Source organism: Pseudomonas botevensis, from assembly GCF_019145475.1.
In the GTDB taxonomy this organism is placed as follows: Bacteria; Pseudomonadota; Gammaproteobacteria; order Pseudomonadales; family Pseudomonadaceae; genus Aquipseudomonas; species Aquipseudomonas botevensis.
The window spans coordinates 658,605-685,116 of sequence record NZ_JAHTKI010000001.1; the positions used below are offsets into that span (position 1 = coordinate 658,605).

General features: G+C 62.3%; 23 protein-coding genes. 12 read left to right on the forward strand and 11 right to left on the reverse strand.

Annotation, left to right across the window (positions count from 1 at the left end; translation table 11 throughout):
• Window positions 1–12 precede the first annotated feature (12 nt).
• From KVQ74_RS03110 to fdhA, 5 genes are all read left to right on the forward strand, one after another.
• Window positions 13–342 (forward strand): sarcosine oxidase subunit delta, encoded by a 330-nt coding sequence (locus KVQ74_RS03110; protein WP_007959805.1) that lies wholly within the window; start codon window positions 13–15, stop codon window positions 340–342.
• Window positions 339–3,356, forward strand: a complete 3,018-nt coding sequence (locus tag KVQ74_RS03115; RefSeq protein WP_217829526.1) for a sarcosine oxidase subunit alpha — start codon at window positions 339–341, stop codon at window positions 3,354–3,356. Before KVQ74_RS03110 ends, KVQ74_RS03115 begins: the two co-directional genes overlap by 4 nt.
• 61 nt (window positions 3,357–3,417) lie before the next feature.
• Window positions 3,418–4,050 (forward strand): sarcosine oxidase subunit gamma, encoded by a 633-nt coding sequence (locus tag KVQ74_RS03120; RefSeq protein ID WP_217829527.1) that lies wholly within the window; start codon window positions 3,418–3,420, stop codon window positions 4,048–4,050.
• A 220-nt stretch (window positions 4,051–4,270) separates the two neighbouring features.
• Window positions 4,271–5,128, forward strand: coding sequence for a formyltetrahydrofolate deformylase (gene purU, locus KVQ74_RS03125; protein WP_217829528.1), 858 nt, complete (start codon window positions 4,271–4,273; stop codon window positions 5,126–5,128).
• Between the two features lie 129 nt (window positions 5,129–5,257).
• A complete protein-coding gene (fdhA, locus tag KVQ74_RS03130) occupies window positions 5,258–6,457 on the forward strand; it encodes a formaldehyde dehydrogenase, glutathione-independent (RefSeq protein WP_217829529.1) in 1,200 nt (399 codons plus the stop codon).
• A gap of 61 nt (window positions 6,458–6,518) precedes the next feature.
• Here the strand turns inward: fdhA and KVQ74_RS03135 are convergent, their stop codons facing one another.
• Window positions 6,519–6,905, reverse strand: coding sequence for a hypothetical protein (locus KVQ74_RS03135; RefSeq protein ID WP_217829530.1), 387 nt, complete (start codon window positions 6,903–6,905; stop codon window positions 6,519–6,521).
• A gap of 282 nt (window positions 6,906–7,187) precedes the next feature.
• Here KVQ74_RS03135 and KVQ74_RS03140 point away from each other — a divergent pair, with 282 nt between their 5' ends.
• Window positions 7,188–7,745, forward strand: a complete 558-nt coding sequence (locus KVQ74_RS03140; protein ID WP_217829531.1) for a DUF2780 domain-containing protein — start codon at window positions 7,188–7,190, stop codon at window positions 7,743–7,745.
• Between the two features lies 1 nt (window position 7,746).
• Here the strand turns inward: KVQ74_RS03140 and KVQ74_RS03145 are convergent, their stop codons facing one another.
• Window positions 7,747–8,634 carry an acyltransferase gene (locus KVQ74_RS03145; RefSeq protein WP_217829532.1) on the reverse strand — a complete coding sequence of 296 codons (888 nt, stop codon included), beginning with the start codon at window positions 8,632–8,634 and terminating at the stop codon, window positions 7,747–7,749.
• A gap of 252 nt (window positions 8,635–8,886) precedes the next feature.
• Between KVQ74_RS03145 and rloA2 the strand changes: the two genes are divergently transcribed.
• The 4 genes from rloA2 to creD all read left to right on the forward strand — a co-directional run bounded on the left by rloA2 (window position 8,887) and on the right by creD (window position 13,075).
• Window positions 8,887–9,393, forward strand: a complete 507-nt coding sequence (gene rloA2, locus KVQ74_RS03150) for a retropepsin-like aspartic peptidase RloA2 (RefSeq protein WP_217829533.1) — start codon at window positions 8,887–8,889, stop codon at window positions 9,391–9,393.
• 72 nt (window positions 9,394–9,465) lie between these two features.
• Window positions 9,466–10,146: a two-component system response regulator CreB gene (gene creB, locus KVQ74_RS03155; protein WP_217829534.1), complete on the forward strand. Its 681-nt coding sequence runs from the start codon at window positions 9,466–9,468 to the stop codon at window positions 10,144–10,146.
• The gene (creC, locus tag KVQ74_RS03160) at window positions 10,146–11,564 is read left to right on the forward strand and encodes a two-component system sensor histidine kinase CreC (RefSeq protein ID WP_217829535.1); all 1,419 of its coding nucleotides are present in this window, start codon (window positions 10,146–10,148) and stop codon (window positions 11,562–11,564) included. Before creB ends, creC begins: the two co-directional genes overlap by 1 nt.
• Window positions 11,565–11,707: 143 nt before the next feature.
• On the forward strand, window positions 11,708–13,075 hold the full coding sequence (gene creD, locus KVQ74_RS03165) for a cell envelope integrity protein CreD (protein WP_217829536.1): 1,368 nt from the start codon (window positions 11,708–11,710) through the stop codon (window positions 13,073–13,075).
• 175 nt (window positions 13,076–13,250) lie between these two features.
• Here creD and KVQ74_RS03170 read toward each other — a convergent pair whose 3' ends face one another.
• The 8 genes from KVQ74_RS03170 to KVQ74_RS03205 form a co-directional block, all read right to left on the reverse strand.
• The gene (locus KVQ74_RS03170; protein ID WP_217829537.1) at window positions 13,251–13,880 is read right to left on the reverse strand and encodes a glutathione S-transferase; all 630 of its coding nucleotides are present in this window, start codon (window positions 13,878–13,880) and stop codon (window positions 13,251–13,253) included.
• Between the two features lie 96 nt (window positions 13,881–13,976).
• The gene (locus tag KVQ74_RS03175) at window positions 13,977–14,156 is read right to left on the reverse strand and encodes a DUF4175 domain-containing protein (protein ID WP_217829538.1); all 180 of its coding nucleotides are present in this window, start codon (window positions 14,154–14,156) and stop codon (window positions 13,977–13,979) included.
• Window positions 14,153–15,283, reverse strand: coding sequence for a PepSY-associated TM helix domain-containing protein (locus tag KVQ74_RS03180; RefSeq protein WP_217829539.1), 1,131 nt, complete (start codon window positions 15,281–15,283; stop codon window positions 14,153–14,155). The genes KVQ74_RS03175 and KVQ74_RS03180 overlap by 4 nt, the downstream gene beginning before the upstream one ends.
• A gap of 74 nt (window positions 15,284–15,357) precedes the next feature.
• On the reverse strand, window positions 15,358–17,796 hold the full coding sequence (locus tag KVQ74_RS03185; RefSeq protein ID WP_217829540.1) for a TonB-dependent siderophore receptor: 2,439 nt from the start codon (window positions 17,794–17,796) through the stop codon (window positions 15,358–15,360).
• A 217-nt stretch (window positions 17,797–18,013) separates the two neighbouring features.
• Entirely contained in the window at window positions 18,014–18,985 is a 972-nt protein-coding gene (locus KVQ74_RS03190) for a FecR domain-containing protein (RefSeq protein ID WP_217829541.1), read from the reverse strand.
• The gene (locus KVQ74_RS03195; protein ID WP_217829542.1) at window positions 18,982–19,500 is read right to left on the reverse strand and encodes an RNA polymerase sigma factor; all 519 of its coding nucleotides are present in this window, start codon (window positions 19,498–19,500) and stop codon (window positions 18,982–18,984) included. Before KVQ74_RS03195 ends, KVQ74_RS03190 begins: the two co-directional genes overlap by 4 nt.
• Before the next feature lie 276 nt (window positions 19,501–19,776).
• Complete coding sequence (locus KVQ74_RS03200) at window positions 19,777–20,484, reverse strand: 3'-5' exonuclease (protein ID WP_217829543.1); 708 nt, start codon at window positions 20,482–20,484, stop codon at window positions 19,777–19,779.
• Complete coding sequence (locus KVQ74_RS03205) at window positions 20,481–22,421, reverse strand: putative nucleotidyltransferase substrate binding domain-containing protein (RefSeq protein WP_217829544.1); 1,941 nt, start codon at window positions 22,419–22,421, stop codon at window positions 20,481–20,483. The genes KVQ74_RS03200 and KVQ74_RS03205 overlap by 4 nt, the downstream gene beginning before the upstream one ends.
• Window positions 22,422–22,675: 254 nt before the next feature.
• Between KVQ74_RS03205 and KVQ74_RS03210 the strand changes: the two genes are divergently transcribed.
• Entirely contained in the window at window positions 22,676–23,134 is a 459-nt protein-coding gene (locus KVQ74_RS03210) for a response regulator (RefSeq protein WP_217829545.1), read from the forward strand.
• Between the two features lie 130 nt (window positions 23,135–23,264).
• On the opposite strand, the gene KVQ74_RS03215 is transcribed toward KVQ74_RS03210, so the two are convergent.
• Complete coding sequence (locus KVQ74_RS03215) at window positions 23,265–25,442, reverse strand: malate synthase G (protein ID WP_217829546.1); 2,178 nt, start codon at window positions 25,440–25,442, stop codon at window positions 23,265–23,267.
• A 520-nt stretch (window positions 25,443–25,962) separates the two neighbouring features.
• On the opposite strand from KVQ74_RS03215, the gene KVQ74_RS03220 reads away from it, so the two are divergent.
• On the forward strand, window positions 25,963–26,481 hold the full coding sequence (locus KVQ74_RS03220; RefSeq protein ID WP_217829547.1) for a glycine cleavage system protein R: 519 nt from the start codon (window positions 25,963–25,965) through the stop codon (window positions 26,479–26,481).
• Window positions 26,482–26,512 lie beyond the last annotated feature (31 nt).

Sequence of the window (26,512 nt, forward strand, 5' to 3'; positions counted from 1 at the left end):
GGAGAAATCCCCATGTTGCATATCTTCTGTCCTCACTGCGGCGAACTGCGCTCCGAAGAGGAATTCCATGCATCTGGCCAGGCGCACATCCCGCGTCCGCTGGATCCTGCAAGCTGCACCGATGAGGAGTGGGGCGACTACATGTTCTTCCGCGACAACCCGCGCGGTCTGCACCACGAGTTGTGGGATCACGTCGCCGGTTGCCGCCAGTACTTCAACGTCACCCGCGACACCGTGACCTACGAGATTCTCGAAACCTACAAGATCGGCACCAAGCCGCAATTCACCGACAAGGCTGACACGGCGAAAACAGCCACGACGGCGCTGGGAGAGAAGGTATGAGCCAGACCAATCGCCTGTCCAACGGTGGACGGATCGACCGCAACAAAGTGCTGAGCTTTACCTTCAACGGCCAGAGCTACAAGGGCTTCGAAGGCGACTCGCTGGCCGCTGCACTGCTGGCCAACGGCGTCGACATCATCGGTCGCAGCTTCAAGTACTCCCGTCCGCGCGGGATCTTCGCCGCCGGTGCCGAAGAGCCGAACGCGGTGCTGCAGATCGGCGCCACCGAAGCCACCCAGATTCCTAACGTGCGGGCCACGCAACAGGCGCTGTATCAAGGCCTGGTCGCCACCAGCACCAACGGCTGGCCGAGCGTCAACAACGACATGATGGGGATTCTCGGCAAGGTTGGCGGCAAGCTGATGCCGCCGGGTTTCTACTACAAAACCTTCATGTATCCGCAATCGTTCTGGATGACTTACGAGAAGTACATCCGCAAGGCGGCAGGCCTGGGCCGTTCGCCGACCGAGAACGATCCGGACACCTACGACTACATGAACCAGCACTGCGACGTGCTGATCGTCGGCGCCGGCCCTGCGGGTCTGGCCGCTGCCCTGGCGGCTGCACGCAGCGGCGCCCGGGTGATCCTGGCCGATGAGCAGGAAGAGTTCGGCGGCAGCCTGCTCGACTCCCGCGAAAGCCTCGACGGCAAGCCTGCGGTGGAGTGGGTGGCAAGCGTCGTTGCCGAATTGAAGAACACCCCGGACGTGCTGCTGTTGCCGCGCGCCACGGTCAACGGTTACCACGACCACAACTTCCTGACCATTCACGAACGCCTCACCGATCACCTCGGTGACCGTGCGCCGATCGGCCAGGTGCGCCAGCGCATCCACCGGGTTCGCGCCAAGCGTGTGGTGCTGGCGACCGGTGCGCATGAGCGTCCGCTGGTCTACGGCAACAACGACGTGCCGGGCAACATGCTCGCCGGTGCGGTGTCGACTTACGTACGCCGTTACGGCGTGGCGCCGGGCAAGAAACTGGTGCTGTCGACCAACAACGATCACGCCTATCGCGTGGCGCTGGACTGGCTCGACGCCAGCCTGCAAGTGGTGGCTATCGCCGACGCCCGCAGCAATCCACGCGGTGCACTGGTGGAAGAAGCGCGCGCCAAGGGCATCCGCATCCTCACCGGCAGCGCGGTGATCGAGGCCCGTGGCAGCAAGCACGTCACCGCTGCCCGTGTGGCCGCGATTGATGTCAAAGGTCACAAGGTCACCAGCCCGGGCGAATGGCTCGACTGCGACCTGATCGCCAGCTCCGGCGGCTACAGCCCGGTGGTTCACCTGGCGTCGCACCTGGGTGGCAAGCCGATCTGGCGTGAAGACATCCTCGGTTTCGTACCGGGCGAAGCACCGCAGAAGCGTGTTTGCGTGGGTGGTATCAACGGCGTCTACAGCCTCGGCGATTCCCTGGCCGACGGTTTTGAAGGGGGCGTGCGCGCCGCTTCCGAGGCTGGCTTCCAGACCGTCGAAGCGGTGCTGCCGAAAGCCTTGAGCCGTCTCGAAGAGCCGACCCTGGCGCTGTTCCAGGTGCCGCACGAGAAAGCCACCGCACGGGCGCCGAAGCAATTCGTCGACCTGCAGAACGATGTGACTGCCGCCGCCATTGAACTGGCGACCCGCGAAGGTTTCGAGTCGGTCGAGCACGTCAAACGCTACACCGCGCTGGGCTTCGGCACCGATCAGGGCAAGCTCGGCAACGTCAACGGCCTGGCCATCGCCGCCCGTTCGCTGAACGTGACCATTCCGCAGATGGGCACTACGATGTTCCGTCCGAACTACACGCCGATCACCTTCGGCGCAGTGGCCGGTCGTCATTGCGGGCACATCTTCGAACCGGTGCGTTACACCGCGCTGCATCAATGGCACCTGAAACAAGGCGCCGAGTTCGAAGACGTCGGCCAGTGGAAGCGTCCGTGGTACTTCCCGAAAAACGGTGAAGACATGCACGCCGCCGTGAAGCGCGAATGCAAGGCCGTGCGCGACAGCGTTGGCCTGCTGGACGCCTCGACCCTGGGCAAGATCGACATCCAGGGGCCGGACGCCCGCGAGTTCCTCAACCGCGTGTACACCAACGCCTGGACCAAGCTCGATGTGGGCAAGGCCCGCTACGGCCTGATGTGCAAGGAAGACGGCATGGTCTTCGACGACGGCGTGACGGCGTGTCTGGCCGACAACCATTTCGTCATGACCACCACCACTGGCGGCGCCGCACGCGTGCTGCAATGGCTGGAGCTGTACCACCAGACCGAATGGCCGGAGATGAAGGTCTACTTCACCTCGGTCACCGACCACTGGGCGACCATGACCCTGTCGGGGCCGAACAGCCGCAAGCTGCTCAGCGCCGTCACTGACATCGATCTGAGCAACGAAGCGTTCCCGTTCATGACCTGGAAAGAAGGTCTGGTCGGTGGCGTGCCGGCGCGGGTGTTCCGCATCTCGTTCACCGGTGAGCTGTCTTACGAAGTCAACGTCCAGGCCGACTACGCCATGGGTGTGCTGGAAAAAATCGTCGAGGCCGGCAAGCAGTACAACCTGACGCCGTATGGCACCGAAACCATGCACGTCCTGCGCGCCGAGAAGGGCTTCATCATCGTCGGGCAAGACACCGACGGCTCGATGACCCCGGACGACCTGAACATGGGCTGGTGCGTCGGTCGCACCAAACCGTTCTCGTGGATCGGCCAGCGTGGGATGAACCGTGAAGACTGTGTGCGTGACCAGCGTAAACAGTTGGTGGGCCTGAAACCGATCGATCCGAATGTATGGCTGCCGGAAGGCGCGCAACTGGTGTTCAACACCAAGCAGGCGATCCCGATGACCATGGTCGGCCACGTGACTTCCAGCTACGCGCACAACTCCCTCGGTTATTCGTTTGCCATGGGCGTGGTCAAGGGCGGTCTGAAACGTTTGGGCGAGCGGGTGTTCGCACCGCTGGCCGACGGCAGCGTGATCGAGGCGGAAATCGTTTCTTCGGTGTTCTTCGATCCTAAAGGCGATCGCCAGAACATCTAGCACTGTTCGCTCCCACGCGCGGCGTGGGAGCGATCAATACAGAATTCAGAAAGGGTGATTTATGACCGCAGCCAATGTGTACCAACAACGCCCGACCACCGGGGCCAAGGGTGAGTCGTCGCTGCATCATGCTGACCTCGCCAGCCTGGTCGGCAAGGGTCGCAAGAACGCCGGCGTGATCGTGCGTGAGAAGAAACTCCTCGGCCACCTGACCCTGCGTGGCGACGGCCACGATGCCGCGTTCGCCGCTGGCGTCCACAAGGCCCTGGGCATAGAACTGCCGGGCGCCCTGAGCGTGATCGTCAAGGGTGACACCAGCCTGCAATGGATGGGGCCGGATGAGTGGCTGCTGATCGTGCCGAGCGGCGAAGAGTTCGCGGCCGAGCAGAAACTGCGCGCGGCGCTGGGCGATCTGCACATCGCGATCGTCAACGTCAGCGGCGGCCAGCAGGTGCTTGAACTGAGCGGCCCGAACGTGCGCCAGGTGCTGATGAAGTCCACCAGCTATGACGTCCACCCGAACAACTTCCCGGTCGGCAAGGCCGTGGGCACGGTGTTCGCCAAGTCGCAGCTGATGATTCGCCACACCGCCGAAGACACCTGGGAACTGCTGATTCGTCGCAGCTTCTCGGATTACTGGTGGTTGTGGTTGCAGGATGCGTCCGCCGAGTACGGCCTTAGCGTCCAGGCCTGAAGGATCAAAAACCACCCCCTCACCCCAGCCCTCTCCCCCAAGGGGGCGAGGGGAAAGGGAGCAGATCTGTGTTGTTTTCGAACCTGAGTTCGACTCGGTGATTCAGGTCGGTGTAGATCCAAGACCACCTCGGTCAGTCCCCTCTCCCTCCGGGAGAGGGCTAGGGTGAGGGGAAAAAGTCCCCCTGACACCCCGCACAACGAACAGGAGTCACCGCACAATGAGCCGCGCCCCGGATACATGGATTCTCACCGCCGACTGCCCGAGCGTCCTCGGCACCGTGGATGCGGTGACGCGTTTTCTGTTCGAGCAGGGGTGCTACGTCACCGAGCACCACTCGTTCGATGACCGGCTCTCGGGGCGTTTCTTCATTCGTGTGGAATTCCGTCAGCCCGACGGTTTCGACGAGCAGTCCTTCCGCGCCGGCCTCGCCGAGCGCGGTCAGGCGTTCGGGATGATCTTCGAGCTGACTGCGCCGAACTACCGGCCGAAAGTGGTGATCATGGTGTCCAAGGCAGATCACTGCCTCAACGACTTGCTCTACCGCCAGCGCATCGGCCAGTTGTCGATGGACGTGGCGGCAGTGGTGTCCAACCATCCGGATTTGAAGCCGCTGGCCGACTGGCACCAGATTCCCTACTACCATTTCCCGCTCGACCCCAACGACAAACCGGCCCAGGAGCGCCAGGTGTGGCAGGTGATCGAAGACGCCGGTGCCGAACTGGTGATTCTCGCCCGCTACATGCAGGTGTTGTCGCCGGAGTTGTGTCGCAAGCTCGATGGCAAGGCGATCAACATCCATCACTCGCTGCTGCCGGGGTTCAAGGGCGCCAAACCGTATCACCAGGCCTACAACAAGGGCGTGAAACTGGTCGGCGCCACCGCGCACTACATCAACAACGACCTGGACGAAGGCCCGATCATCGCCCAGGGCGTCGAGGCGGTGGATCACAGCCATTACCCCGAAGACCTGATCGCCAAGGGGCGGGATATCGAAGGCCTGACCCTGGCACGGGCGGTGGGGTATCACATCGAAAGAAGGGTGTTTTTGAACGCCAATCGCACGGTCGTTCTCTAGATCGCCTTCGCGGGCTTGCCCGCGAAGAGCCGCAACAGGCAACACAATATTCAGCATCTGTACCCGAGCACTCAACGCGCTGCCTGCCTGGGCAACGCGGTTCCATAAAAACAACAGCGAGGTGAAAGCATGTCTGGCAATCGTGGTGTGGTGTATCTCGGCAGTGGCAAGGTCGAAGTACAGAAAATCGACTATCCGAAAATGCAGGATCCGCGCGGCAGGAAGATCGAGCACGGTGTCATCCTGCGTGTGGTTTCCACCAACATCTGCGGCTCCGACCAGCACATGGTGCGCGGTCGCACCACCGCCCAGGTCGGGCTGGTACTGGGCCATGAAATCACTGGCGAAGTGATCGAGAAGGGCAGCGACGTCGAGAATCTGAAAATCGGTGATCTGGTGTCCGTGCCGTTCAACGTGGCATGCGGGCGCTGCCGATCCTGCAAGGAGCAACACACCGGCGTCTGCCTGACCGTCAACCCGGCCCGTGCCGGTGGTGCCTACGGTTACGTCGACATGGGCGACTGGACCGGCGGTCAGGCCGAGTACGTGCTGGTGCCGTACGCCGACTTCAACCTGCTGAAACTGCCGGATCGCGACAAGGCCATGGAAAAGATCCGTGACCTGACCTGCCTCTCCGACATTCTGCCGACCGGTTACCACGGCGCCGTCACGGCCGGTGTCGGCCCTGGCAGCAGCGTGTACATCGCCGGTGCCGGCCCGGTCGGTCTGGCCGCTGCGGCTTCGGCACGTCTGCTGGGCGCGGCGGTGGTGATCGTCGGTGACGTCAACCCGATCCGTCTGGCCCACGCCAAGGCCCAGGGTTTTGAAATCGCCGACCTGTCCAAGGACACCCCGCTGCACGAGCAGATCGCCGCGCTGCTGGGCGAGCCGGAAGTCGATTGCGCTGTGGACTGCGTAGGCTTCGAAGCCCGTGGTCACGGCCACGACGGCGTGAAACACGAAGCGCCGGCCACCGTCCTCAACTCGCTGATGGGCGTGGTGCGCGTGGCGGGCAAGATCGGTATCCCGGGCCTGTACGTGACCGAAGATCCGGGTGCCGTGGACGCCGCCGCGAAAATGGGCAGCCTGAGCATCCGCTTCGGCCTGGGCTGGGCCAAATCCCACAGCTTCCACACCGGCCAGACCCCGGTGATGAAGTACAACCGCCAACTGATGCAGGCGATCATGTGGGACCGCATCAACATTGCCGAAGTGGTGGGCGTGCAAGTCATCAGCCTCGACCAGGCGCCGGAAGGCTACGGCGAGTTCGATGCCGGTGTGCCGAAGAAATTTGTGATCGACCCGCACAAGTTGTTCAGTGCGGCGTAAGTCACCGGCAATAAAAAAGGGCGACCGTGAGGTCGCCCTTTTTTATTGGTCGAAGCGGCGCTCAATGACTGTATGAGCACTTTTTCTCATCGCCATCTTTGGTTGCGCAGTCATCGCCGCTCCAATTGCCGGAGGTCGCTGTAATTGGCTTGCCGACGACCACGGTCAGAATCGCCCCGATATCCGGCTTCGGTTTCCCGTCTTCGTACTGGCAGATGACTCTCGCGTTATTGTTGTTTCGATCCTTGATGCGGGCTGCGGTGAACACGAGCTTCTTCGCTTCGGCCAGCGTCGTGGTCGCTGGGTCTACTTCAACCACACTCTTTCCGGCCATGATTTGTCCGCTGGCATCCTGGGTAAAGGACTGGGGAGACGGGCAAGTGTCGGCATAGGCGGTGCTTGCAAGGAACAGCGAGGTCAGGCAGCAGGCAGCCAGTTTGTTCAACATGATGTGTACTCCGTTACGGGGCTTTCAAGTGAGGAATGGCTATGGTCTGCAAGTTGTCGGGCGTTTCCTACTGTCAGATCTGACAGTTTTTTTGACCGATTCGGATTGAGCCAAAGGCTGGTTATCAGGTTTGGGAATAAGCCCGCCGCTTTCACGATTTATCCACACGGGCACATGGAAAATGCTTTGAGGACACCGGAACATGCCGGCGCTAACCCGGTCAAACCGGCAGTTTGACCGCCCTTCGATCGGGCGGTTTTCATGCCACAAGAGGATGTTCGAATGAAGATTTCACGCGGTTTTGCCCTGGCATCGCTCATGACCCTGGCGGCGAGTCCGGTATTCGCCCAGTTCAGCCTGAGCGACGTGGCTGGCGCGGTGTCGGGCATGCAGGGTGGCGACAAGGCAGCGGCCGCTGCGCCGACCTCGGAAACCGCCGGTCTGCTCAGCGCCCTGAGTGCGCTGAACGTGACGCCGCAGCAAGCCGTCGGTGGCACCAGTGCGATGCTCGGGCTGGCGAAGAATCAGTTGAGCAGCACCGATTACTCGCAACTGGCCAAGGACGTGCCGGGGATCGACAAGTTGTCGGGCGGTGCCGGCAATCTGGCTGCGTTGAGCGGGTTGCTGGGGTCTTCGGGTAAATCCGCCGGGCTGGAAAACGCCCTGGGCAACGTCAAGGACACCAACGACCTGAACAACGCGTTCGGCGCGCTGGGCATGGACAGCGGCATGGTCGGCCAGTTTGCCCCGGTGATCCTGCAATACCTCGGTCAGCAGGGCGTCGGCGGCTCGCTGCTGAGCAGCCTGGGCAATATCTGGGGCACCGGCGCCGGCAGTTGATTCAGCGCTGTTCGCCCTTCAGTTCGGCGATGCGCTGATCTTTCAAGGTCCAGAGCTGGTTGACCCAGTTCTGGATCTTTTCACGAAACGCCGGATCGTTTTCGTAATCACCCTGCCACAGGGCCGGGTCCAGTTCACGGGTCTGGATATCGATGATCACGCGCGGCACGTTACCGCTGATCAAGTCCCAGAATCCCGGAATCCTCTGCTGTGGATACACCACGGTCACGTCGAGAATGGCGTCCAGCTGTTCACCCATCGCCGCCAGCACGAACGCCACGCCGCCGGCCTTGGGCTTGAGCAGATGGCCGAACGGCGATTGCTGCTGAGTGCTTTTGGCAGCGGTGTAGCGCGTGCCTTCCAGGTAGTTGACCACCGTCACCGGCTGGCGCTTGAACAGCTCGCAGGCGGCTTTGGTGATTTCCAGATCCTTGCCCGCCAGCTCCGGGTTCTTCGCCAGGAAGGCCTTGGTGTAGCGCTTCATGAACGGGTAATCCAGCGCCCACCAGGCCAGGCCGAGGAACGGCACCCAGATCAGTTCCTTTTTGAGGAAGAACTTGAAGAACGGCGTACGCCGGTTGAGGGTCTGGATCAGGGCCGGGATGTCGACCCACGACTGATGGTTGCTGATCACCAGATAGGAGGTGTCGCCCCGCAGGTTGTCGCCGCCGCGAATGTCCCACTGCGTCGGGATGCACAGGCGGAAGATCAGCTTGTCGATTTCCGCCCAGCTCTCGGCGATCCACATCACCGCTGCCGAGGCGTAATCGCGAAAGCGTCCCGGCAGGATCAGCTTGAGCAGGGCGAACACCATCAGCGGGCCGAACAGCACCAGGGTGTTGAGCAACAGCAGCAGGGTGACGAAACAGCCGGTGAGCAGGCGGCGCATAGACGACTCTATCAAGGCGGATGGGCGGGCCATGATAAGCAGCTTCGGGCGACAGGCCAAACCGTGGGTTACAAATGTTTCACCTTTGGCTGTTTAAGCTGACTCCTCTTTGCGCACTGGCGCCACACAAGGACAGCGCCGTACCTGTGGCGGCGGGCTTGTCCGAGAAAGCGTTTCAAGAGCGAACCAATGCCCCGCAGACTGTCTAAAATCCCGCGTCAGACGCCCACATTCTCCAAGGAAGCCCTCTCCGTGAAATCCCTCCTTGCATTGCTTTCCCTGCTGGCCCTGCCGGTCATGGCCGCCGAGCCGACCCTGTACGGGCGTTACGAATACATCGCGCTGCCGGAAATCGGCGGCCAGGTGCTCAAGGCCAAGATGGACACCGGCGCCCTGACCGCCTCGCTCTCGGCCAGAGACATCGAGACCTTCACCCGCGATGGCGAGGACTGGGTGCGGTTCCGCCTGGGCACCAAGGACGCCAGCAACAAAGTCTATGAACACAAGATCGCGCGGATCAGCAAGATCAAGAGCCGCTCCGACGAGGAAGACGAAGATCGCGATGCGAGCGAGGTGACCAAGCGGCCAGTGGTCGATCTGGAGCTGTGCCTGGGCGACGTCAAGCGTACCGTGGAGGTCAACCTGACCGACCGCAGCAACTTCAACTATCCGCTGCTGATCGGCGCCAAGGCCCTGCGCGAGTTCGGCGCGGCGGTAAACCCGGCCCGGCGCTTTACGGCCGACAAGCCTGACTGCTGATGCAAGTGGTCTGATTGACGTAACGTCAGGCTTGGGGCACCGTTCGCGCACTCAACCACAGGCTCGGACGCCATGCCCCATATCCTGATTGTCGAAGACGAAGCGGCGATTGCCGACACGCTGATTTTTGCCTTGCAGGGCGAGGGGTTCACCACCACCTGGCTGAGCCTCGGCGCGGCGGCGCTGGAGCATCAGCGCCAGACTCCGGCGGACCTGATCATTCTCGACATCGGCCTGCCGGACATCAGCGGTTTCGAAACCTGCAAGCAACTGCGGCGCTTCAGCGAAGTGCCGGTGCTGTTCCTCAGCGCCCGGGATGCCGAGATCGACCGTGTCGTGGGCCTGGAGATCGGCGCCGACGATTACGTGGTCAAGCCGTTCAGCCCCCGGGAAGTGGCGGCGCGGGTCCGGGCGATCCTCAAACGCATGACACCGCGCCCGCCGATCGAAGCCTCGACGGCGTTGTTCCGCGTCGATCCGGAGCGCGTGCAGATCTGCTATCGCGGCCAGCTCCTGAGCCTGACCCGCCATGAGTTCCGTCTGTTGCAATGCCTGCTCGAACAACCGGAGCGGGTGTTCAGCCGCGAGCAATTGCTCGACGCGCTGGGCGTGGCGGCCGACGCCGGTTACGAACGCAGCATCGACAGCCACATCAAGAGCGTACGGGCCAAACTGCGCCTGGTGCGCGCCGAGGCCGAGCCGATCCAGACCCATCGCGGCCTTGGCTACAGCTACAGTCCGGGGCACAGCTGATGTCCCTGGGGCTGCGGATTTTCCTGGTGTATGTGCTGTTCATCGGCCTGACCGGGTATTTCGTACTCAACACGGTCATGGAAGAAATCCGCCCCGGCGTGCGTCAGTCCACCGAGGAAACCTTGGTCGATACCGCCAATCTGATGGCGGAAATCCTGCGCGACGACTTCAAGGCCGGCACCCTCAGCCAGAATCGCTGGCCTGAATTGCTGCGTTCCTACGGCGAACGCCAGCCGAAGGCGACAATCTGGGGCCTGCCGAAAAACCAGGTCAACCATCGCATCTACGTCACCGACGCCAAGGGCATCGTGGTGCTGGACTCCAGCGGTGTCGCGGTCGGCCAGGACTACTCGCGCTGGAACGACGTCTACCTGACCCTGCGCGGCCAATATGGTGCCCGTTCCACCCGCAGCGACCCGAACGATCCGGCCTCTTCGGTCATGCACGTCGGCGCGCCGATCCGCGATAACGGGCAGATTATCGGCGTGGTGACGGTGGCGAAGCCCAACAGTTCGCTGCAACCCTATGTCGATCGCACCGAGCGTCGCCTGCTGGTTTATGGCGCCGGGCTGATCGGCCTCGGCCTGCTGTTCGGCGCGCTGCTGTCGTGGTGGCTGAGCCGGGCGCTGCATCGCCTGACCGGCTACGCCCAGGCGGTCAGCGAGGGGCGGCGGGTGGAGGTGCCGCATTATCGCGGTGGCGAACTGGAGCAACTGGCGACAGCGGTGGAGCAGATGCGCACCCAGCTCGAGGGCAAGGCCTACGTCGAGCGTTACGTGCACACGCTGACCCATGAACTGAAAAGTCCGCTGGCGGCGATTCGCGGTGCGGCGGAGCTGTTGCAAGGCGAGATGCCGCCGGCTCAGCGGCAGCGTTTCGTCGGCAACATCGACAGCGAAAGCACGCGCATGCAGCAGTTGATCGAGCGCTTGCTGAACCTGGCGCAGGTCGAGCAGCGCCAGGGCCTGGAAGAGCGTGTCGCGGTGCCGCTGGGGGCGTTGGTCGATGAACTGCTACAGGCGCAGACGGCGCGGATCGAGAGCCGGCAGTTGCGGATCGAACAGACGATTGCGCCGGAGATCTCACTGACTGGCGAGCCGTTTCTGCTGCGTCAGGCGTTGGGCAATCTGCTGGAGAACGCGCTGGACTTCACGCCTGCTCAAGGGCTGCTGCACTTCAATGCCGAACGGGTAGGGGCGCTGGTCGAGTTGCGGCTGTTCAATGAAACCGCGCCGATTCCCGATTACGCCCTGCCCCGGCTGACCGAGCGCTTCTACTCGTTGCCGCGCCCGGACAACGGGCGCAAAAGCACGGGACTTGGGCTTAACTTCGTCGAAGAAGTGGTCAAGTTGCATGGCGGCACGCTGGCGGTCAGCAATGTCGAGGGCGGGGTTGAAGTGAAGTTGCGCCTGCCTTGAGAGCGAGTCGTGGCCCTCGCGAGCAAGCCCGCTTCCACGGGGTTTGATTGTGTTCGGAGAGTCTCCACACAATTTCCACACAGCCCTCACATTCCCCCCACACAGCCCGACCAGACTCTGCCCATCGAAACAGGGAGAGTCCCATGAACAAGAGTCTGACCATAAAACTCGGGGCGATTGCCCTGCTGATCCTGGTGTTGCTGGTGCCGTTGCTGATGATCGATGGCATGATCGACGAGCGTCAGCAACTGCGCGACGGCGTGCTTGAAGACATCGCCCGTAGCTCCAGCTACAGCCAGCAGGTGAGCGGCCCGGTGATGGTGGTGCCGTATCGCAAGACGATCCATATCTGGAAAACCAACGAAAAAACCAACAAGCGCTACGAAGAGCTCAGCGAAACCCGTGGGCGTCTGTATTTCCTGCCCGAGCGCTTCGAGCTCGATGGTCAGGTGCAGACCGAACTGCGTGCCCGGGGCATCTACGAGGCGCGGTTGTTTCATGCCGACAACCGCATCAACGGGCATTTCTCGCTGCCGGCGCAGTTGGGGATCAAGGAAGATTTCGCCGACTACCAGTTCGAAGCGCCGTTTCTTGCGGTCGGCATCAGCGACATTCGCGGGATCGAAAACGCACTGAAACTCGAACTGGGCGGTCAGCGCCTGGACTTCGTGCCCGGCACTCAGGTGGGCTGGCTCGGCGAGGGTGTGCGGGTCACGCTGCCGCTGCTGGACACCAGCAAAGCCACGGAGCTGGCCTTCGGTTTCGACCTGCGGTTGCAAGGCACCGGTTCGTTGCAGGTGCTGCCGGTGGGCAAGACCAGCAGCGTCACCCTCGCTGCCAACTGGCCGCATCCGAGTTTTATCGGCAACTTCCTGCCGGCCAAGCGCGAGGTCACCGAAGCAGGCTTCAACGCCGATTGGCAGACCTCGTTTTTCTCCACCAACCTGCAAGAGGCGATGAACCGTTGCGTGACGGGGGACTGCGAGGGTTTCAACGGGCGCAGCTTCGGCGTGAGCTTCATCGATCCGGTGGATCAGTATTTGAAGAGCGACCGGGCAATCAAGTACGCGCTGCTGTTCATTGTCCTGACGTTTGCCGGTTTCTTCCTGTTCGAGGTGCTGAAAAGCCTGGCGGTGCATCCCGTGCAATACGCGCTGGTCGGTGTGGCGCTGGCGTTCTTCTACCTGTTGCTGTTGTCGGTGTCGGAGCACATCGGGTTTGCCCTGGCGTATCTGCTGTCGGCCAGTGGTTGTGTGTTGTTGATTGGTTTCTACGTCTGCCATGTGCTGCACAGTGTGCGCCACGGCTTGAGTTTTTCGGCGGGGCTGGCGGCGCTGTACGGACTGCTTTACGGCTTGCTCAGCGCCGAAGACTACGCGTTGCTGATGGGTTCGCTGCTGCTGTTCGGGCTGCTGGGCGTGTTCATGGTGCTGACCCGCAAACTGGACTGGTACGGGATCGCGCAGAAGCGTGTGGAGCCGCTGGAGTTTGATCTGGGAGCGGTGCAATGAGCCGCTCGCTGGGGCTGCGCGAAGATCAGCGCTGGAGTGATGAACTGGTGACGCGGATTATCGGATTCCTGCCAGTGGAACCGAGGTGGTGCATTCGCGAGCAAGTCCGCTCCCACAAAGAATCTGGATCAACGGTGGGAGTGGGCTTGCCGGTGAGGGGGCCGGGCCTGGCGAATTAAACCTTGGGCATCGTGGCAATCATCGAAGGCCGCTGGCTGACCTCGAAGAACCAGTTCGCCAACTGCGGATTGGCCTCGCGCCAGCCCAGATCCGGGAAGCGCAGGTCGAGGTAGCCCAGCGCACACGCCACGCTGATCGACGCCACATCGAAATGGCAGGTCAGCTCGGCGATCGCATCACGCTCCAGCAGCGCGAGGGTGCGGCGGATCTTGTCGAGTTGCGCATCGAGCCATTCGTCCCAGTGTTTTTCCGGGGCGCGCAGAACCTGCTCGTAACGCACGATCACCGAGGCGTCCATGATCCCGTCGGCCATCGAGGCCAGGGTCAGGCGCCGCCAGCGGGCCGAGCCGTCGCGGGGGATCAGCGGATTGCCGACATGCTGCTGGTCGAGGTAATCGAGGATCACCCGGCTGTCATGGATGACGTTGCCATCGGCGAGGCGCAGGGCCGGGACTTTGCTCAACGGGTTGTCGTCGATCAGCGCGGCGTCGGGGCTGACCGGGGTCAACACGCAGTTCTGCAGGGCGACACGATCCTGTTGGCCGGTCTCGTGCAGCAGCACCATGACTTTGCGCACGAACGGCGACAGGGAGTTGTGATACAGGGTCATGCTGGGGGCGGACATGGGCATTCCTCGGCAGTCATCAAGTGGGCCTAGCCTAGTGAGTTCCGGCGCGGCTGGCGAGGGCTTGATGTGGGGTCAGAAGCGGCACCGCCGAATTCAGCTTCGCCACAGCAGGCCCTTGATTGCCAGGTAAGCCGGAACACCCAGGCCGACCCAGCTCAACGCATCCCAGATCCCGTCCCCCAGCAACGCCGCGAACAGCCCCGCCGCACTGAGCAGGGCAATCACCAGCGGCGTGCTGAACACCTTCCAGAAATTCGACTGACGCGGCTTCATGCGCGAGCCTCCGTGGTTTCCAGCACCGGCTTCGCCGCTTTGCGCCGCACCACCCATAGATAGACTCCGCTGCCGAGCACGATGATGGTCAGCACGTCGAGGGTGGCCCAGAGGATTTTCATCGGCATGCCGCCGTAGTCGCCGAAGTGCAGCGGTTGCGACATGCCCATGGCGTCCATGTACCACGGTCGCTCGGCCACTGCCGTGACTTGCAGGGTGCTGGCGTCGATCAGCACCGGGGTCAGCAGATGCGAGGTCAGGTGAGTGCCGCCCTTCATGAACACCGAATAATGGTGCTCGCTGGAAAAACGCGTGCCGGGGAAGGCGATGAAGTCCGGTTTCATCCCCGGTGCAACGTCTGCGGCGATGTCCAGCAGGCGAGTGGCCGGGGCCAGTTGCGTCAGCGGTGGCGCATCGCGATACGGCGCGATCAGCGTGGTGAGTGCGTCGTTGCGCCATGCCGCGATCAGCAGGTCGGCGCAGGCACTGATGACGCCGGTCACGCCGACCACCAGCGCCCAGGTCAGAGTCACCACGCCGATCAGGTTGTGCAGGTCGAGCCAGCGCAGGCGGGTGGATTTGTCCTGGCGCACCGTGCCGAATTTCAGGCGGCGCATGAACGGCAGGTACAGCACCGTCCCGGAAATGATCGCGACCACGAACAGCAAACCCATGAACGCCAGCAGCAACTTGCCCGGCAACCCGGCGAACATGTCGACGTGCAGGCGCAGGATGAACAGCATCAGGCCTCCGTTGGCCTGGGGCGTTTCCAGCGCTTCGCCAGTCCGCGCATCAAGCATGAAGGTGTGCGAGGAGTTCGGCTCGGTGCCGGCGGTTTTCGCCATGATCGTCAGCACGGCGTCGGGCTCGTCATCGTCGAAACCGAAATACTGCACGACCTCGCCCGGTCGGTGGTTTTCCGCCGCTTGCACCAGTTGCGCCAGATTCAGGTGCGGCGTGTCCGCCGGCATCTCGCGCAACTCGGGTGCGTCGCCGAGCAGATGCTCGATCTCGTGGTGGAAAATCAGCGGCAGGCCGGTCAGGGCCAGCAGCAGCAAAAACACGGTGCAGATCAGGCTGGTCCAGGTGTGGATGAACGACCAGCGCCGGATTGTTTTACTTTTCATTTCAGGACCTTCAAAAACACCAAAGCCGTCCACGAAGGACGGCCTGGTTACAGGGTCTGTTTCAGCTCAGTTGCTTACCACTTGTAAGTGGCACTGGCGACGACGCTGCGCTGGTCGCCGTAGTAGCAGTAGAAGCCATCGCAGGTGGAAATGTAGTCCTTGTCGAACAGGTTGGTCGCGTTAAGTGCCACCGATGCGCCCTTGAGGCTGTTGTCCAGACGGCCGAGGTCGTAATGCACCGCCGCGTCGAACACGGTGTAGGCATTCGCCTTGCCCAGCCAGGTGTTGCCCTTGTCGCCATAGGTGTTGCCGGTGTAGCGCACGCCACCGCCGATGCCGAAGCCGTCGAGCACGCCGGTGTGCCAGGTGTAATCGGTCCACAGCGAGGCTTGCTGGTTCGGCATCAGTTGCAGACGGTTGCCCTTGTCGACGCCTTTCTGCACTTCGGACTTGGCCAGGGTGTAGGCGGCGATGACTTTCAGGTTGTCGGTGACGTCCGAGACCGCTTCCAGCTCCAGGCCTTTGACTTTCACTTCGCCGGTCTGGCTGGTGATGGTCACGTTGTTGACGATGGTGTTGACCGAGACGTTCTTCTGGGTCAGGTCATACACCGCTGCGCTGAGCAGGGTCTTGCTGCCCGGTGGCTGATACTTGATGCCCATTTCCCACTGCTTGCCTTCGGTCGGCTTGAACGAGTCGGTGGCCGTGGCATCGGCGCCGCTGGTGGGCTGGAAGGATTCGGCATACGACAGGTACGGCACGAAACCGGAGTCGAACACGTAGCTGATCGCCGCGTTACCGCTGAATGCCTTGTCACGCTGGGTGTTGGTGGCATCGCCCTTGTTGAAGAATTTGGTGCTGGTGTGTACCCAGTCTTCACGACCACCGAGGGTCAGGCGCCACTGGTCGAGGGCCATCTGGTCCTGCACGTAGAGACCGGTCTGGTAGGTTTTCTGGTCGTAATCGTAGAACGCGCTGGAGCGCGGTGGACGCACGATGGTCTGGCCGTAGATCGGGTTGTTGACGTTGATGTCCGGTGCGCTGCCGAAGATCGAGGTGTAATTGTCGTTGCTGCGCTGATGGTCGAGACCCAGCAACAGGGTGTGGCGGATATCGCCGGTGGCGAAGTCGGCCTGGAAGTTGTTGTCCACGGCGAACTGGCTGATGTCTTCGTCGACGTTGGTGGTGCCACGCCCGACATTGCCCTGGTCGTCTACGGTGAAACCGGCGAACGACGGGTTGTAGCTGTTGACGGTGACGGTCTGGAACGACAGGTCCGACTTGGTGTAACGCAGGTTCTGCTTGAACTGCCAGACGTCGTTGAGGCGATGCTCGAAGGCATACCCGAGCGCGTAGTAGGTGCGGTCGTAGAAGTCATAGTCAGGATCGCCCAGGTTTTTGTGGTGGGAAATCTTGCCGAACGGCATGTCGATCTTGGTGCCCTGGATCGGGTAGAACTGGCTGGTGACCCCGGTATCGTCGCGGGTGAATTGCGTGAGCAAGGTCAGCCTGGTGTCGTCGTCGATATTCCAGGTCAGGCTCGGCGCGATGTTGTAGCGCTTGTTTTCGATGTGGTCGATCTGCGTGTCGCTGTCGCGCACCACACCGCTGATGCCGTAGAGGAACTGGCCGGCGTCATCGATCTTGCCGGTGCTGGCGAAGTTGATCTGACGGTGATTGTCGCTGCCGTATTGCAACTGGATTTCGCTGCTGGCTTCGGCGCTTGGACGACGGCTGACCATGTCTAGCAGGCCACCCGGCGGGGTCTGGCCGTACACCGAAGAAGCCGGGCCGCGCAGCAGGGCGAGACGATCAAGGTTCCAGGTTTCCGGTTTCGGGTTGGCGTAGATACCGCGTGGCAGCGGCAGGCCATCGAGGAACTGGGTCGGTTCGAACCCGCGCACGCGCAACCAGTCGATACGGGTGTCGCTGCCATAGCTGCTGGCGGTGATGCCCGGCATGTAGCGCACGGCGTCATCGAGGCTGTGCACGCTGCGGTCGTCCATTTGCTGGCGGGTCGCCACGGAGATCGAGCGCGGAGCTTCAACCAGCGCGGTGTCGGTCTTGGTGCCGGCGGCGGTACGGGTGGCGGTGTAGCCTTCCACCGGACCCCAGGCGCTTTCCGTGTTTTCCACGCCGATCACCGACGTTTCCGGCAGCGCCACCACGCCTTCCGGCACGGCCACCAGGGTGTAGGTGCCGGTGCTGCTTTGCTCCAGTTGCAGACCGGTGCCTTGCAGGGCCGCGCGCAGGGCGCCGACGGCGTCGTACTGACCGTTGACCGGGGCCGAAGTCTTGCCCGCCGCCAGCGACGGATTCAGCGACAGCGCGAGGCCGCCCTGGCTGGCGATCTGGTTCAGGGTGCTGGACAGCGGCGCGGCCGGCAGGTTGTAGGCGCGCACGCTGGACGCCTGCTCAGCGGCGATCAGTTGGCTGCTGGCCAGCGGAGTGCAAAGGGCAATGGCGACTGCCAGCAAACTGGGGCGCAACAAGGTGTCTAGCGAACGGGACATACGGCGGCTCCTGAATGGAAATATTTCTCAATTGCCTGTGTGCCGGACGAGAATCGAAAAGTGATAGGGCGGGATGAAAATTTTTTTTATCAGGTCGACCGGCCGTCTGCGGTGCGACAGACGGCCCTTTCACGGGCAAGCCCGCTCCCACAAAAAACAACACAATCCTGTGAGAGCGGGTTTGCCGGCGAGGGCGGTCGATCAGGCGCCGGGTGCCTCAGGGTTTGGCATCGGCCTTCGCCACGGTGACCCACCACGGCGTGTGCTGCTCGATCTGCACCGGCAGGGTCGGCAGCAGGGCGCTCAGGGCCTTGTCGGTATCGTGCAGCGGGAAACTGCCGGTGATGCGCAGATCCGCCACGTCCGGCGCCACGCCAAGGTGGCCGCGACGATAGCGCCCGAGTTCATGGACCAGATCTTCCAGTCGCGCGTTGTCCACCACCAGCATTCCACGGGTCCAGGCGTCGGCGCCGGGGTTGAGCGCGACCACCGGTTCCAGGCCGGTGTTGCGGATCAACACCTGCTGGCCTTCGCGCAGGATCTGCTCCTGCGGATCGGCTTGTGGATGCGCCGCCACCGCCGACTGCAACACGCTGAGCCGCGTGCCCTGTTCCTCGCGCTTGACCAGGAACCGCGTACCCAGCGCGCGCATGCTGCCTTCGCGGGTTTCGACAATGAACGGCCGCGCATCGCCGTGGCCGGTCTCGACGAGAATTTCGCCTTCCTGCAACACGATCAGTCGCTGCTTGTCATCGAAGCGCACATCCACCGCGCTGTGGGTGTTGAGGTTGAGCAGGGTGCCGTCGGCCAGACGCACGGTGCGCTGTTCGCCGGTGGCGGTGCGCTGGTCGGCCAGCCAGTAATCCAGCGGCAGATAACGTTCACTGACGAACAACCCCAATGCGATCACCGCCACCACGCTGGCCAGACCACTGCCGATCTTGCGCACCCGGCGACGAATGCCCTCGCGCGATTGCAGCAGCGCGGTGCGCGCCGGGCCGTTGGCGACGCTGAAGCGCTGGTCGAGCATGCCCAGCTGACGCCAGGCGCGAGCGTGTTCCTCGCTGGCGGCATGCCACTTGGCGAACTCCTCGCGCTCCAGCGGGCTGCTGGAGTCCAGGGTCAGTTGCCAGGCAATCGCCGCGTCCAGCACATGGGCCGGCACCGGTCTGGAGCTGGCCGGACTCATGTCGGCTCGCCGTAGAGGGCGATGTAGCACTGGCGAATGCCCTGGGCCAGGTATTGCCGTACCCGTGGCACCGATACGCCAAGTTTCTCGGCGATCTCGGCATGGCTGAGACCGTCGAGACGGTTATAGAGGAACGCGGCGCGGGCCTTGGTTGACAATTGGCCGAGCATCCGGTCGATGGCCTTGAGGTCTTCGATGATCAGTTGCTGCTCTTCCAGCGACGGTTGCTCGCCTTCGGGAATCAGCATCAGTTCGGTGAGGTAGGCCTGCTCCAGCGCCGCGCGACGGAAATAGTCGAACAGCAGACCTTTGGCGATGGCCACCAGAAAGGCCCGGGGCTCGCGGGGAGCGGGCAACTCGTCGCGGCCGAGCAGGCGCACGAAGGTGTCCTGGCTCAGGTCTTCGGCGCGTTGCGGGCAGGCCACATTGCGCCGCAGCCAGGCCAGCAGCCAACCGCGATGGTCGCGATACAACGCACCGACGAGCTCACTCTGGGGGCTTGGGACTGACGACACCGGACATCACCGATTGGGAAGAGTTAACCAACGAGAATTGTTCGCGATTCTGGCAGAGGTGGGAATGGTTAGCAATTGGCCACTGGTCAGGTGGTGATTCAGGAAAGGCCCCTCACCCTAGCCCTCTCCCGGAGGGAGAGGGGACTGACCGGGGGATTCTGCAAATACGCCGACCTGCAATTCCGAGTCGAATGCAGTTTTAAGCGGTATGAAGATAGGCTCCCCCTCGCCCCCTTGGGGGAGAGGGCTGGGGTGGGTCTCAAGCCGGGCGAGTGATCAGAACGAAGGCGCCTGCTGCCGCCGCTTCCATTGGCTCAACCGTTGCTGAAGGTTCAGTGGGCTATGAATCTGCTGGCCCCGCGCCTTGCTGAACAGAATCAACGCCAGCTCCGCCGTTGCCAGTGCATCGGCGCTTGCGTTGTGGCGCTCGAAGACTTCGAGCCTGAACCAGTCGATCCAGTCATCCAGACCGGCCTCTCGGATATGCGCCTGCGGGCAGACCAGCGGCGCGATGTCCGCCACATCAAGGAACACCTGCTGCAACTTGTACCCCAGGTGTTCCTTCAAGGCGCGGCCGAGCATGTGTTGATCGAACGGCGCATGAAACGCCAGCACCGGGCTGTCGCCGACAAACTCCATGAAGTCCAGCAACGCTTCGGCGGGTTCACTGCCGGCGGCAATCGCACTCGGCCCCAGGCCGTGAAGCAACACACTGGGGCTGAGTTTCAGCTCACGGCATTGCAGGGTGCGTTCGAACTGCTGGCTGAAATCGATTGCCCCGTCCTCGATCACCACCGCGCCGATCGACAGCACCCGATCCTTGTTCAGGTTCAGCCCGGTTGTCTCCAGGTCCAGCACTACCCAGCGCTGTTCGCGCAGGCTGCATTCGCTCAGTTCGGGGATGGCCGGCAGGTTCGCCAGCCGTTGTTGCTGCTCACTCGACAGCGCCGGGCCGGCCGGGCGCAGCCACGAGAACAGGCTCATAGCTGATACCGCAAGGTCAGGCTGCTTTGCAGGCGTTGGGCCTGGCGCAGGGATTCGCGCAGGATGCGCCGATCCAGATGATTGAGGCTGTCGGGATCGACCCGGTTCGAATACGGCAGGTTTTCCCGGGTCTGGATCTGATGCTGCTGCATGCGGGTCTGCTGGATGAAGTGGTAGGCCTCTTCATAGGCCGCGCCATCCAGCCGTTCGATGACTTCTTTGTCCACCAGTTGCCGGAAGCGTTCCAGGGTGTTGTTGGCGTCGATGCCATTGGCCAGGGCCAGCAGGCGCGCGCCGTCGACGAAGGGGGTCAGGCCCTGGGTCTTGAGGTCCAGAGTGGCTTTCTCGCCGTTCTTGCGCGCCAGCACGAATTCGCGGAAGCGCCCCACGGGCGGGCGGTTGCGCAAGGCGTTCTCGGCCATCATGCGCTGGAACAGCCGGTTGTCGCCGACCTGATCGAGAATCCCGCGCCGCAGTTGCTCGCAGCTCTGTTCGTCGCCCCAGACCACGCGCAGGTCGAAATAGATGCTCGAGCCCAGCAGGTTTTCCGGCGTCGCCTCGCGGATGAACGCGGCAAAACGCCTGGCCCATTCAGCGCGGGACAGACACAGTTGCGGATTGCCGGCCATGATGTTGCCCTTGCACAGGGTAAAACCGCAGAGCGCCAGGCTGTGGTTGATCTGCTGGGCGATCGGCAGCAGCTTGCCGCGAATCTCCGCCGCATGGGCCGCGTCCCGCGCGTCGAACAGAATGCCGTTGTCCTGATCGGTGTGCAGGGTCTGCTCGCGCCGGCCCTCGCTGCCGAAACACAACCAGCTGAACGGCACGCCGGGGTCGCCTTTTTCGGCCAGGGTCAGCTCGATCACCCGGCACACGGTGTGGTCGTTGAGCAGGGTGATGATGTGGGTGATCTGGGTCGAGGACGCACCGTGGGCGAGCATCCGTTCCACCAGTTGGCCGATTTCGCCGCGCAGGTTCACCAGTTGCTCGACCCGCTGCGCGCTGCGGATGGTCCGCGCCAGATGCACCAAGTCGACCCGTTGCAGCGAGAACAGATCGCGCTCGGACACCACGCCACACAGGCGCTGATCCTTGACCAGGCAGACGTGGGCGATGTGCCGCTCGGTCATCGCAATCGCCGCGTCGAAGGCGCTGTGATCCGGTGACAGGTAGAACGGCGAATGGGTCATGTGGCGTTCGAGGGGCTCGCTGAAATCGCCGACCCCTTCGGCGACCACATGGCGCAGGTCGCGCAAGGTGAAGATCCCCAGCGGCGCCTTGTGTTCGTCTACCGCGACGATGCTGCCGACCTGCTGTTCGTGCATCAGCTTCACCGCTTCGCGCAGCGGGGTGGCGGGGCTGCACGTCACCGGATGACGCATGGCCAGTTCGCCCAGGCGGGTATTGAGCGAGTACTGGGTGCCGAGGGTTTCCACGGCTTTCTGCTGGACTTGCTGATTGACCTGATCGAGCAGGCTGCTGACCCCGCGCAGGGCAAAGTCGCGGAACGTGCCGGAGAGGGCGAACAACTTGATGAACGCCAGTTTGTTCAATTGCAGGCAGAAGGTGTCTTCGCCGGCCAGATGTTCGGTGCGGGTCGCCCGTTCACCGAGCAGTGCGGCGAGGGGAAAGCATTCGCCGGTGGTGATCTCGAAAGTGGTTTCGGTGCCGCCCTTGGCCGTGTGCGGACGCTCGCCGACCACCCGGCCCTGCTTGACGATGTAGAAGTGTTCGACCGGCCCGTCGGCGGGTTTGATGATGCTCTCGCCCTGGCCGTAGAAGCGCAGTTGGCATTGCTCCACCAGATAGGCCAGGTGGGCATGCTCCATCTGATTGAAGGGCGGGAAACGCTGGAGGAATTGCAAGGTGCCCTGAATGTTCTGCAACACCGCGGTTTTCCCTGCCTGGATGAAGGCGTCCGCTTTACTCATAACCATTACCGCAGTCTTGTTCGAATTGTTGTTGTCGGGTCGTTGCAGCCATGGTCGGCTCCCGCGCGCAGAGTGCCCATTGGACGTAAGTCTAGATTTTCACGACCGTCGGGCGTTTTCGGAGATGCCCTACGCAAATACTCGGAATTTCCTCGGTTCGCCCCCTTGGAAAAAAATCCGACGAAGTGCACATTGAAGCTCTGCCCAACGATGTCTGACCACTGTGCCAGGGGATTGATTTTGAAAACGTAGAGAACGCCATGTCCGACCACGATATTTTGAGCGATGCCGAACAGGAGGCACTTCGGGACATCATGTTTGAGCCCGAGTTGCCTCCGCAGCGCGTATTGATCGTCGATGACGACAAGGACGCTCGGGAGTTGCTGGCGGAGATTCTGGGGCTGGATGAAATCGACTGCGTGACGGCCGCCAGTGGTGAAGAGGCGTTAAGGATGTTGATGCCCGATACGGACAACAAGCGACGGATCGGGCTGGTGATTACCGATTTGCGAATGGGCCATGTGGGGGGGCTGGAGCTGATTCGGCGGGTGCGTGAGTCTGAGCGCGCCGCATTGCCGATCATTATTGTGTCCGGGGACGCCTCGGTGAAGGACGCCATCGCGGCGATGCATTTGAGCGTGGTGGATTTTCTGCTCAAGCCGATTGATACGAAGAAGTTGCTGGGGTTGGTCAAGCGCGAACTCGGCATCGAACCCTGAAAACCCCTCTCACCGGCGCTTTCCCGAGGGAGAGGGCTGGATCGAAGGCACACCACGAAACCCGAGCCGAACGCACAAAAAAGCCCTGATCCAGTGATCAGGGCTTTTTCAGATCCGGCATCAGCGCAAATTACAGGCCGTTGGCAGCCTTGAACTCACGACGGCGACGGTGCAGGACCGGCTCGGTATAACCGTTCGGCTGCTTGGTGCCTTCGACCACCAGTTCGACCGCTGCCTGGAAGGCGATATTGCTGTCGAAGTTCGGGGCCAGGGGGCGATACAACGGGTCGTTGGCGTTCTGACGATCCACCACCGGCGCCATGCGCTTGAGGCTTTCCATCACTTGCGCCTGGGTGACGACACCATGGCGCAGCCAGTTGGCGATGTGCTGGCTGGAGATGCGCAGCGTCGCACGGTCTTCCATCAGGCCGACGTCATTGATGTCCGGTACTTTCGAGCAACCCACGCCCTGGTCGATCCAGCGCACCACGTAACCGAGAATGCCCTGGGCGTTGTTGTCCAGTTCGTTCCGGATCTGCTCTGGCGTCCAGCTCGGGTTGACCGCCAGCGGGATGCTCAGGATGTCGTCCACCGAAGCGCGGGCACGCTTGGCCAGTTCGGCCTGACGGGCGAACACGTCGACCTTGTGGTAATGCAGCGCGTGCAGCGCGGCGGCGGTCGGCGATGGCACCCAGGCGGTGTTGGCGCCGGCCAGCGGGTGAGCGATTTTCTGCTCGAGCATCGCGGCCATCAGGTCCGGCATGGCCCACATGCCTTTACCGATCTGCGCGCGACCTTGCAGGCCGGTGCTCAGGCCGATGTCGACGTTCCAGTTCTCGTAGGCGCCGATCCATTTCTCCGCCTTCATGTCGGCCTTGCGCACCATCGGGCCGGCTTCCATGGAGGTGTGGATTTCGTCGCCGGTGCGGTCGAGGAAACCGGTGTTGATGAACACCACGCGCGCGCTGGCTGCCTGGATGCAGGCCTTGAGGTTGACCGTGGTGCGGCGCTCCTCGTCCATGATCCCGACTTTCAGGGTGTTGCGCGCAAGGCCCAGCACGTCTTCGATGCGGCCGAACAATTCGTTGGTGAACGCCGCTTCTTCCGGGCCGTGCATCTTCGGTTTGACGATGTAGATCGAACCGGTGCGGGTGTTCTTGCGCGAGGTGTTGCCGTTCAGGTTGTGCAGCGCCGCCAGGCACGTCACCAGACCGTCGAGGATGCCTTCCGGCACTTCGTTGCCATGTTTGTCGAGGATGGCGTCGATGGTCATCAGGTGGCCGACGTTACGCACGAACAACAGCGAGCGACCGTGCAGGGTCAGTTCGCTGCCGTCGACCTTGGTGTAGGTGCGATCCGGGTTCATGGTGCGGGTGAAAGTCTGGCCACCCTTGGCGACTTCTTCGGACAGATCGCCCTTCATCAGGCCGAGCCAGTTGCGATAGATCACCACTTTGTCGTCGGCATCGACGGCGGCCACGGAGTCTTCGCAGTCCATGATGGTGGTCAGCGCGGCTTCCATCAGAATGTCTTTGACGCCGGCGGCATCGGTCTGGCCGACCGGGGTGCTGGCGTCGATCTGGATTTCGAAATGCAGGCCGTTGTTTTTCAGCAGGATCGCGATCGGGGCGTTGGTATCGCCCTGGAAACCGATGAGTTTTGCGTTGTCGCGCAGGCCGGTTTCGTTACCGTTCTTCAGCGACACCACCAGCTTGCCGTCGACGATTTTGTAGGCCGTGGAGTCGACGTGGGAGCCGCTTGCCAATGGCGCGGCTTCGTCGAGGAAGGCGCGAGCGAAGGCGATGACCTTGTCGCCACGCACCTTGTTGTAGCCTTTGCCTTTTTCCGCGCCGCCGGCTTCGCTGATGGCGTCGGTGCCGTACAGGGCGTCGTACAGCGAACCCCAACGGGCGTTGGAAGCATTGAGGGCGAAGCGGGCGTTCATCACCGGCACAACGAGTTGCGGGCCGGCGGTACGGGCGATTTCATCATCGACGTTTTGCGTCGTTGCCTGGAAATCAGCCGCTTCTGGCAGCAGATAACCGATCTCTTGCAGGAAGGCTTTGTAGGCCACGGCATCGTGTGCCTGGCCGGCGCGTTCCTGGTGCCAGGAATCGATGCGCACCTGGAAGTCATCGCGTTTGGCGAGTAGGGCTTTGTTCTTTGGCGCCAGGTCGTGAATGACCTTGTCGGCACCTTCCCAGAATTGGTCGGCGGTGAGGCCGGTTCCGGGAATGGCTTCGTTGTTCACGAAGTCGAACAGGACTTTGGCGACCTGAAGGCCACCGACTTGAACGTGTTCAGTCATTGCTTGCCTCACTCTGCTCAGCTATTTCGCTTTATCAGCTCTTCAATTTTGACAATGAAGCCTCTGGCCATTTAAACCACAAACCCCTCGACCAGTACATGCCATCGCTGGCGGCTGGGCTGGGACCAATCAACGGCTTGGGGGCCTTGCTGACGGGGCTTTCAGGGTTGCGAACGTGCCTTGGCAGACATCAGTCCAACGTTATGTAGTGCGCGCTGCGGCATACTACATGATGAGTTGCGGTTGTGAAAATCAGACTAATTACGTCGTTCTGCGACCCCATGACGCATTGCGGTCACGGTGCGGAACGGGATGTTCTCAAAAAACCATTGGATTGTTCCAGCTAAATATAAAAAGTTGTACACGATTTGTGCATTCATCCGGATCGGCGGTGCCATCATTGGCGAATAACCGTTGAGAACGCGTTCGCCCGGGCAGCGTTTGGCCCCGCACCGCACAATCATGCCCCTTGCCTATACTTGCCCTTCTACAACAAAAGTCATGACAAGAGGGCTGCGCCATGAATCACCTCGTACTCACCGCTTTCGCCCCCGACAAGCCGGGACAGGTTGAGCGCATCGCCCAATGCATTGCCGAACATGGCGGCAACTGGCTGGAGAGCCGGATGTCGCGAATGGCCGGGCAGTTCGCCGGGATTCTCCGGGTGGGCGTGCCGGCGGAGGCTTACGACGAATTGGTCGATGCCTTACAGGGGTTGTCGGTTCATGGCATCCGCGTACTGATTGCCGAAAGCGGCATCGAACAAGCCTGCACCTGGAAGCCGATCGCCATGGAACTGGTGGGCAACGACCGTCCGGGAATTGTGCGCGACATCACCCGATTGCTCAGCGAGCAGGGCGTCAACCTCGAACGGCTGGTGACCGAAGTGCGCCCGGCGCCGATGAGCAGCGAACCGCTGTTTCACGCCGAAGCGATCCTGGCTGTACCGCTGACCCTGTCGCTGGATGTGCTGCAATCGCGTCTGGAAACCCTGGCCGACGACCTGATGGTGGAATTGGTGCTGCGCACAGAGGTTTGAATGACGCACGGGTTATTCAGTTTTAACGTGC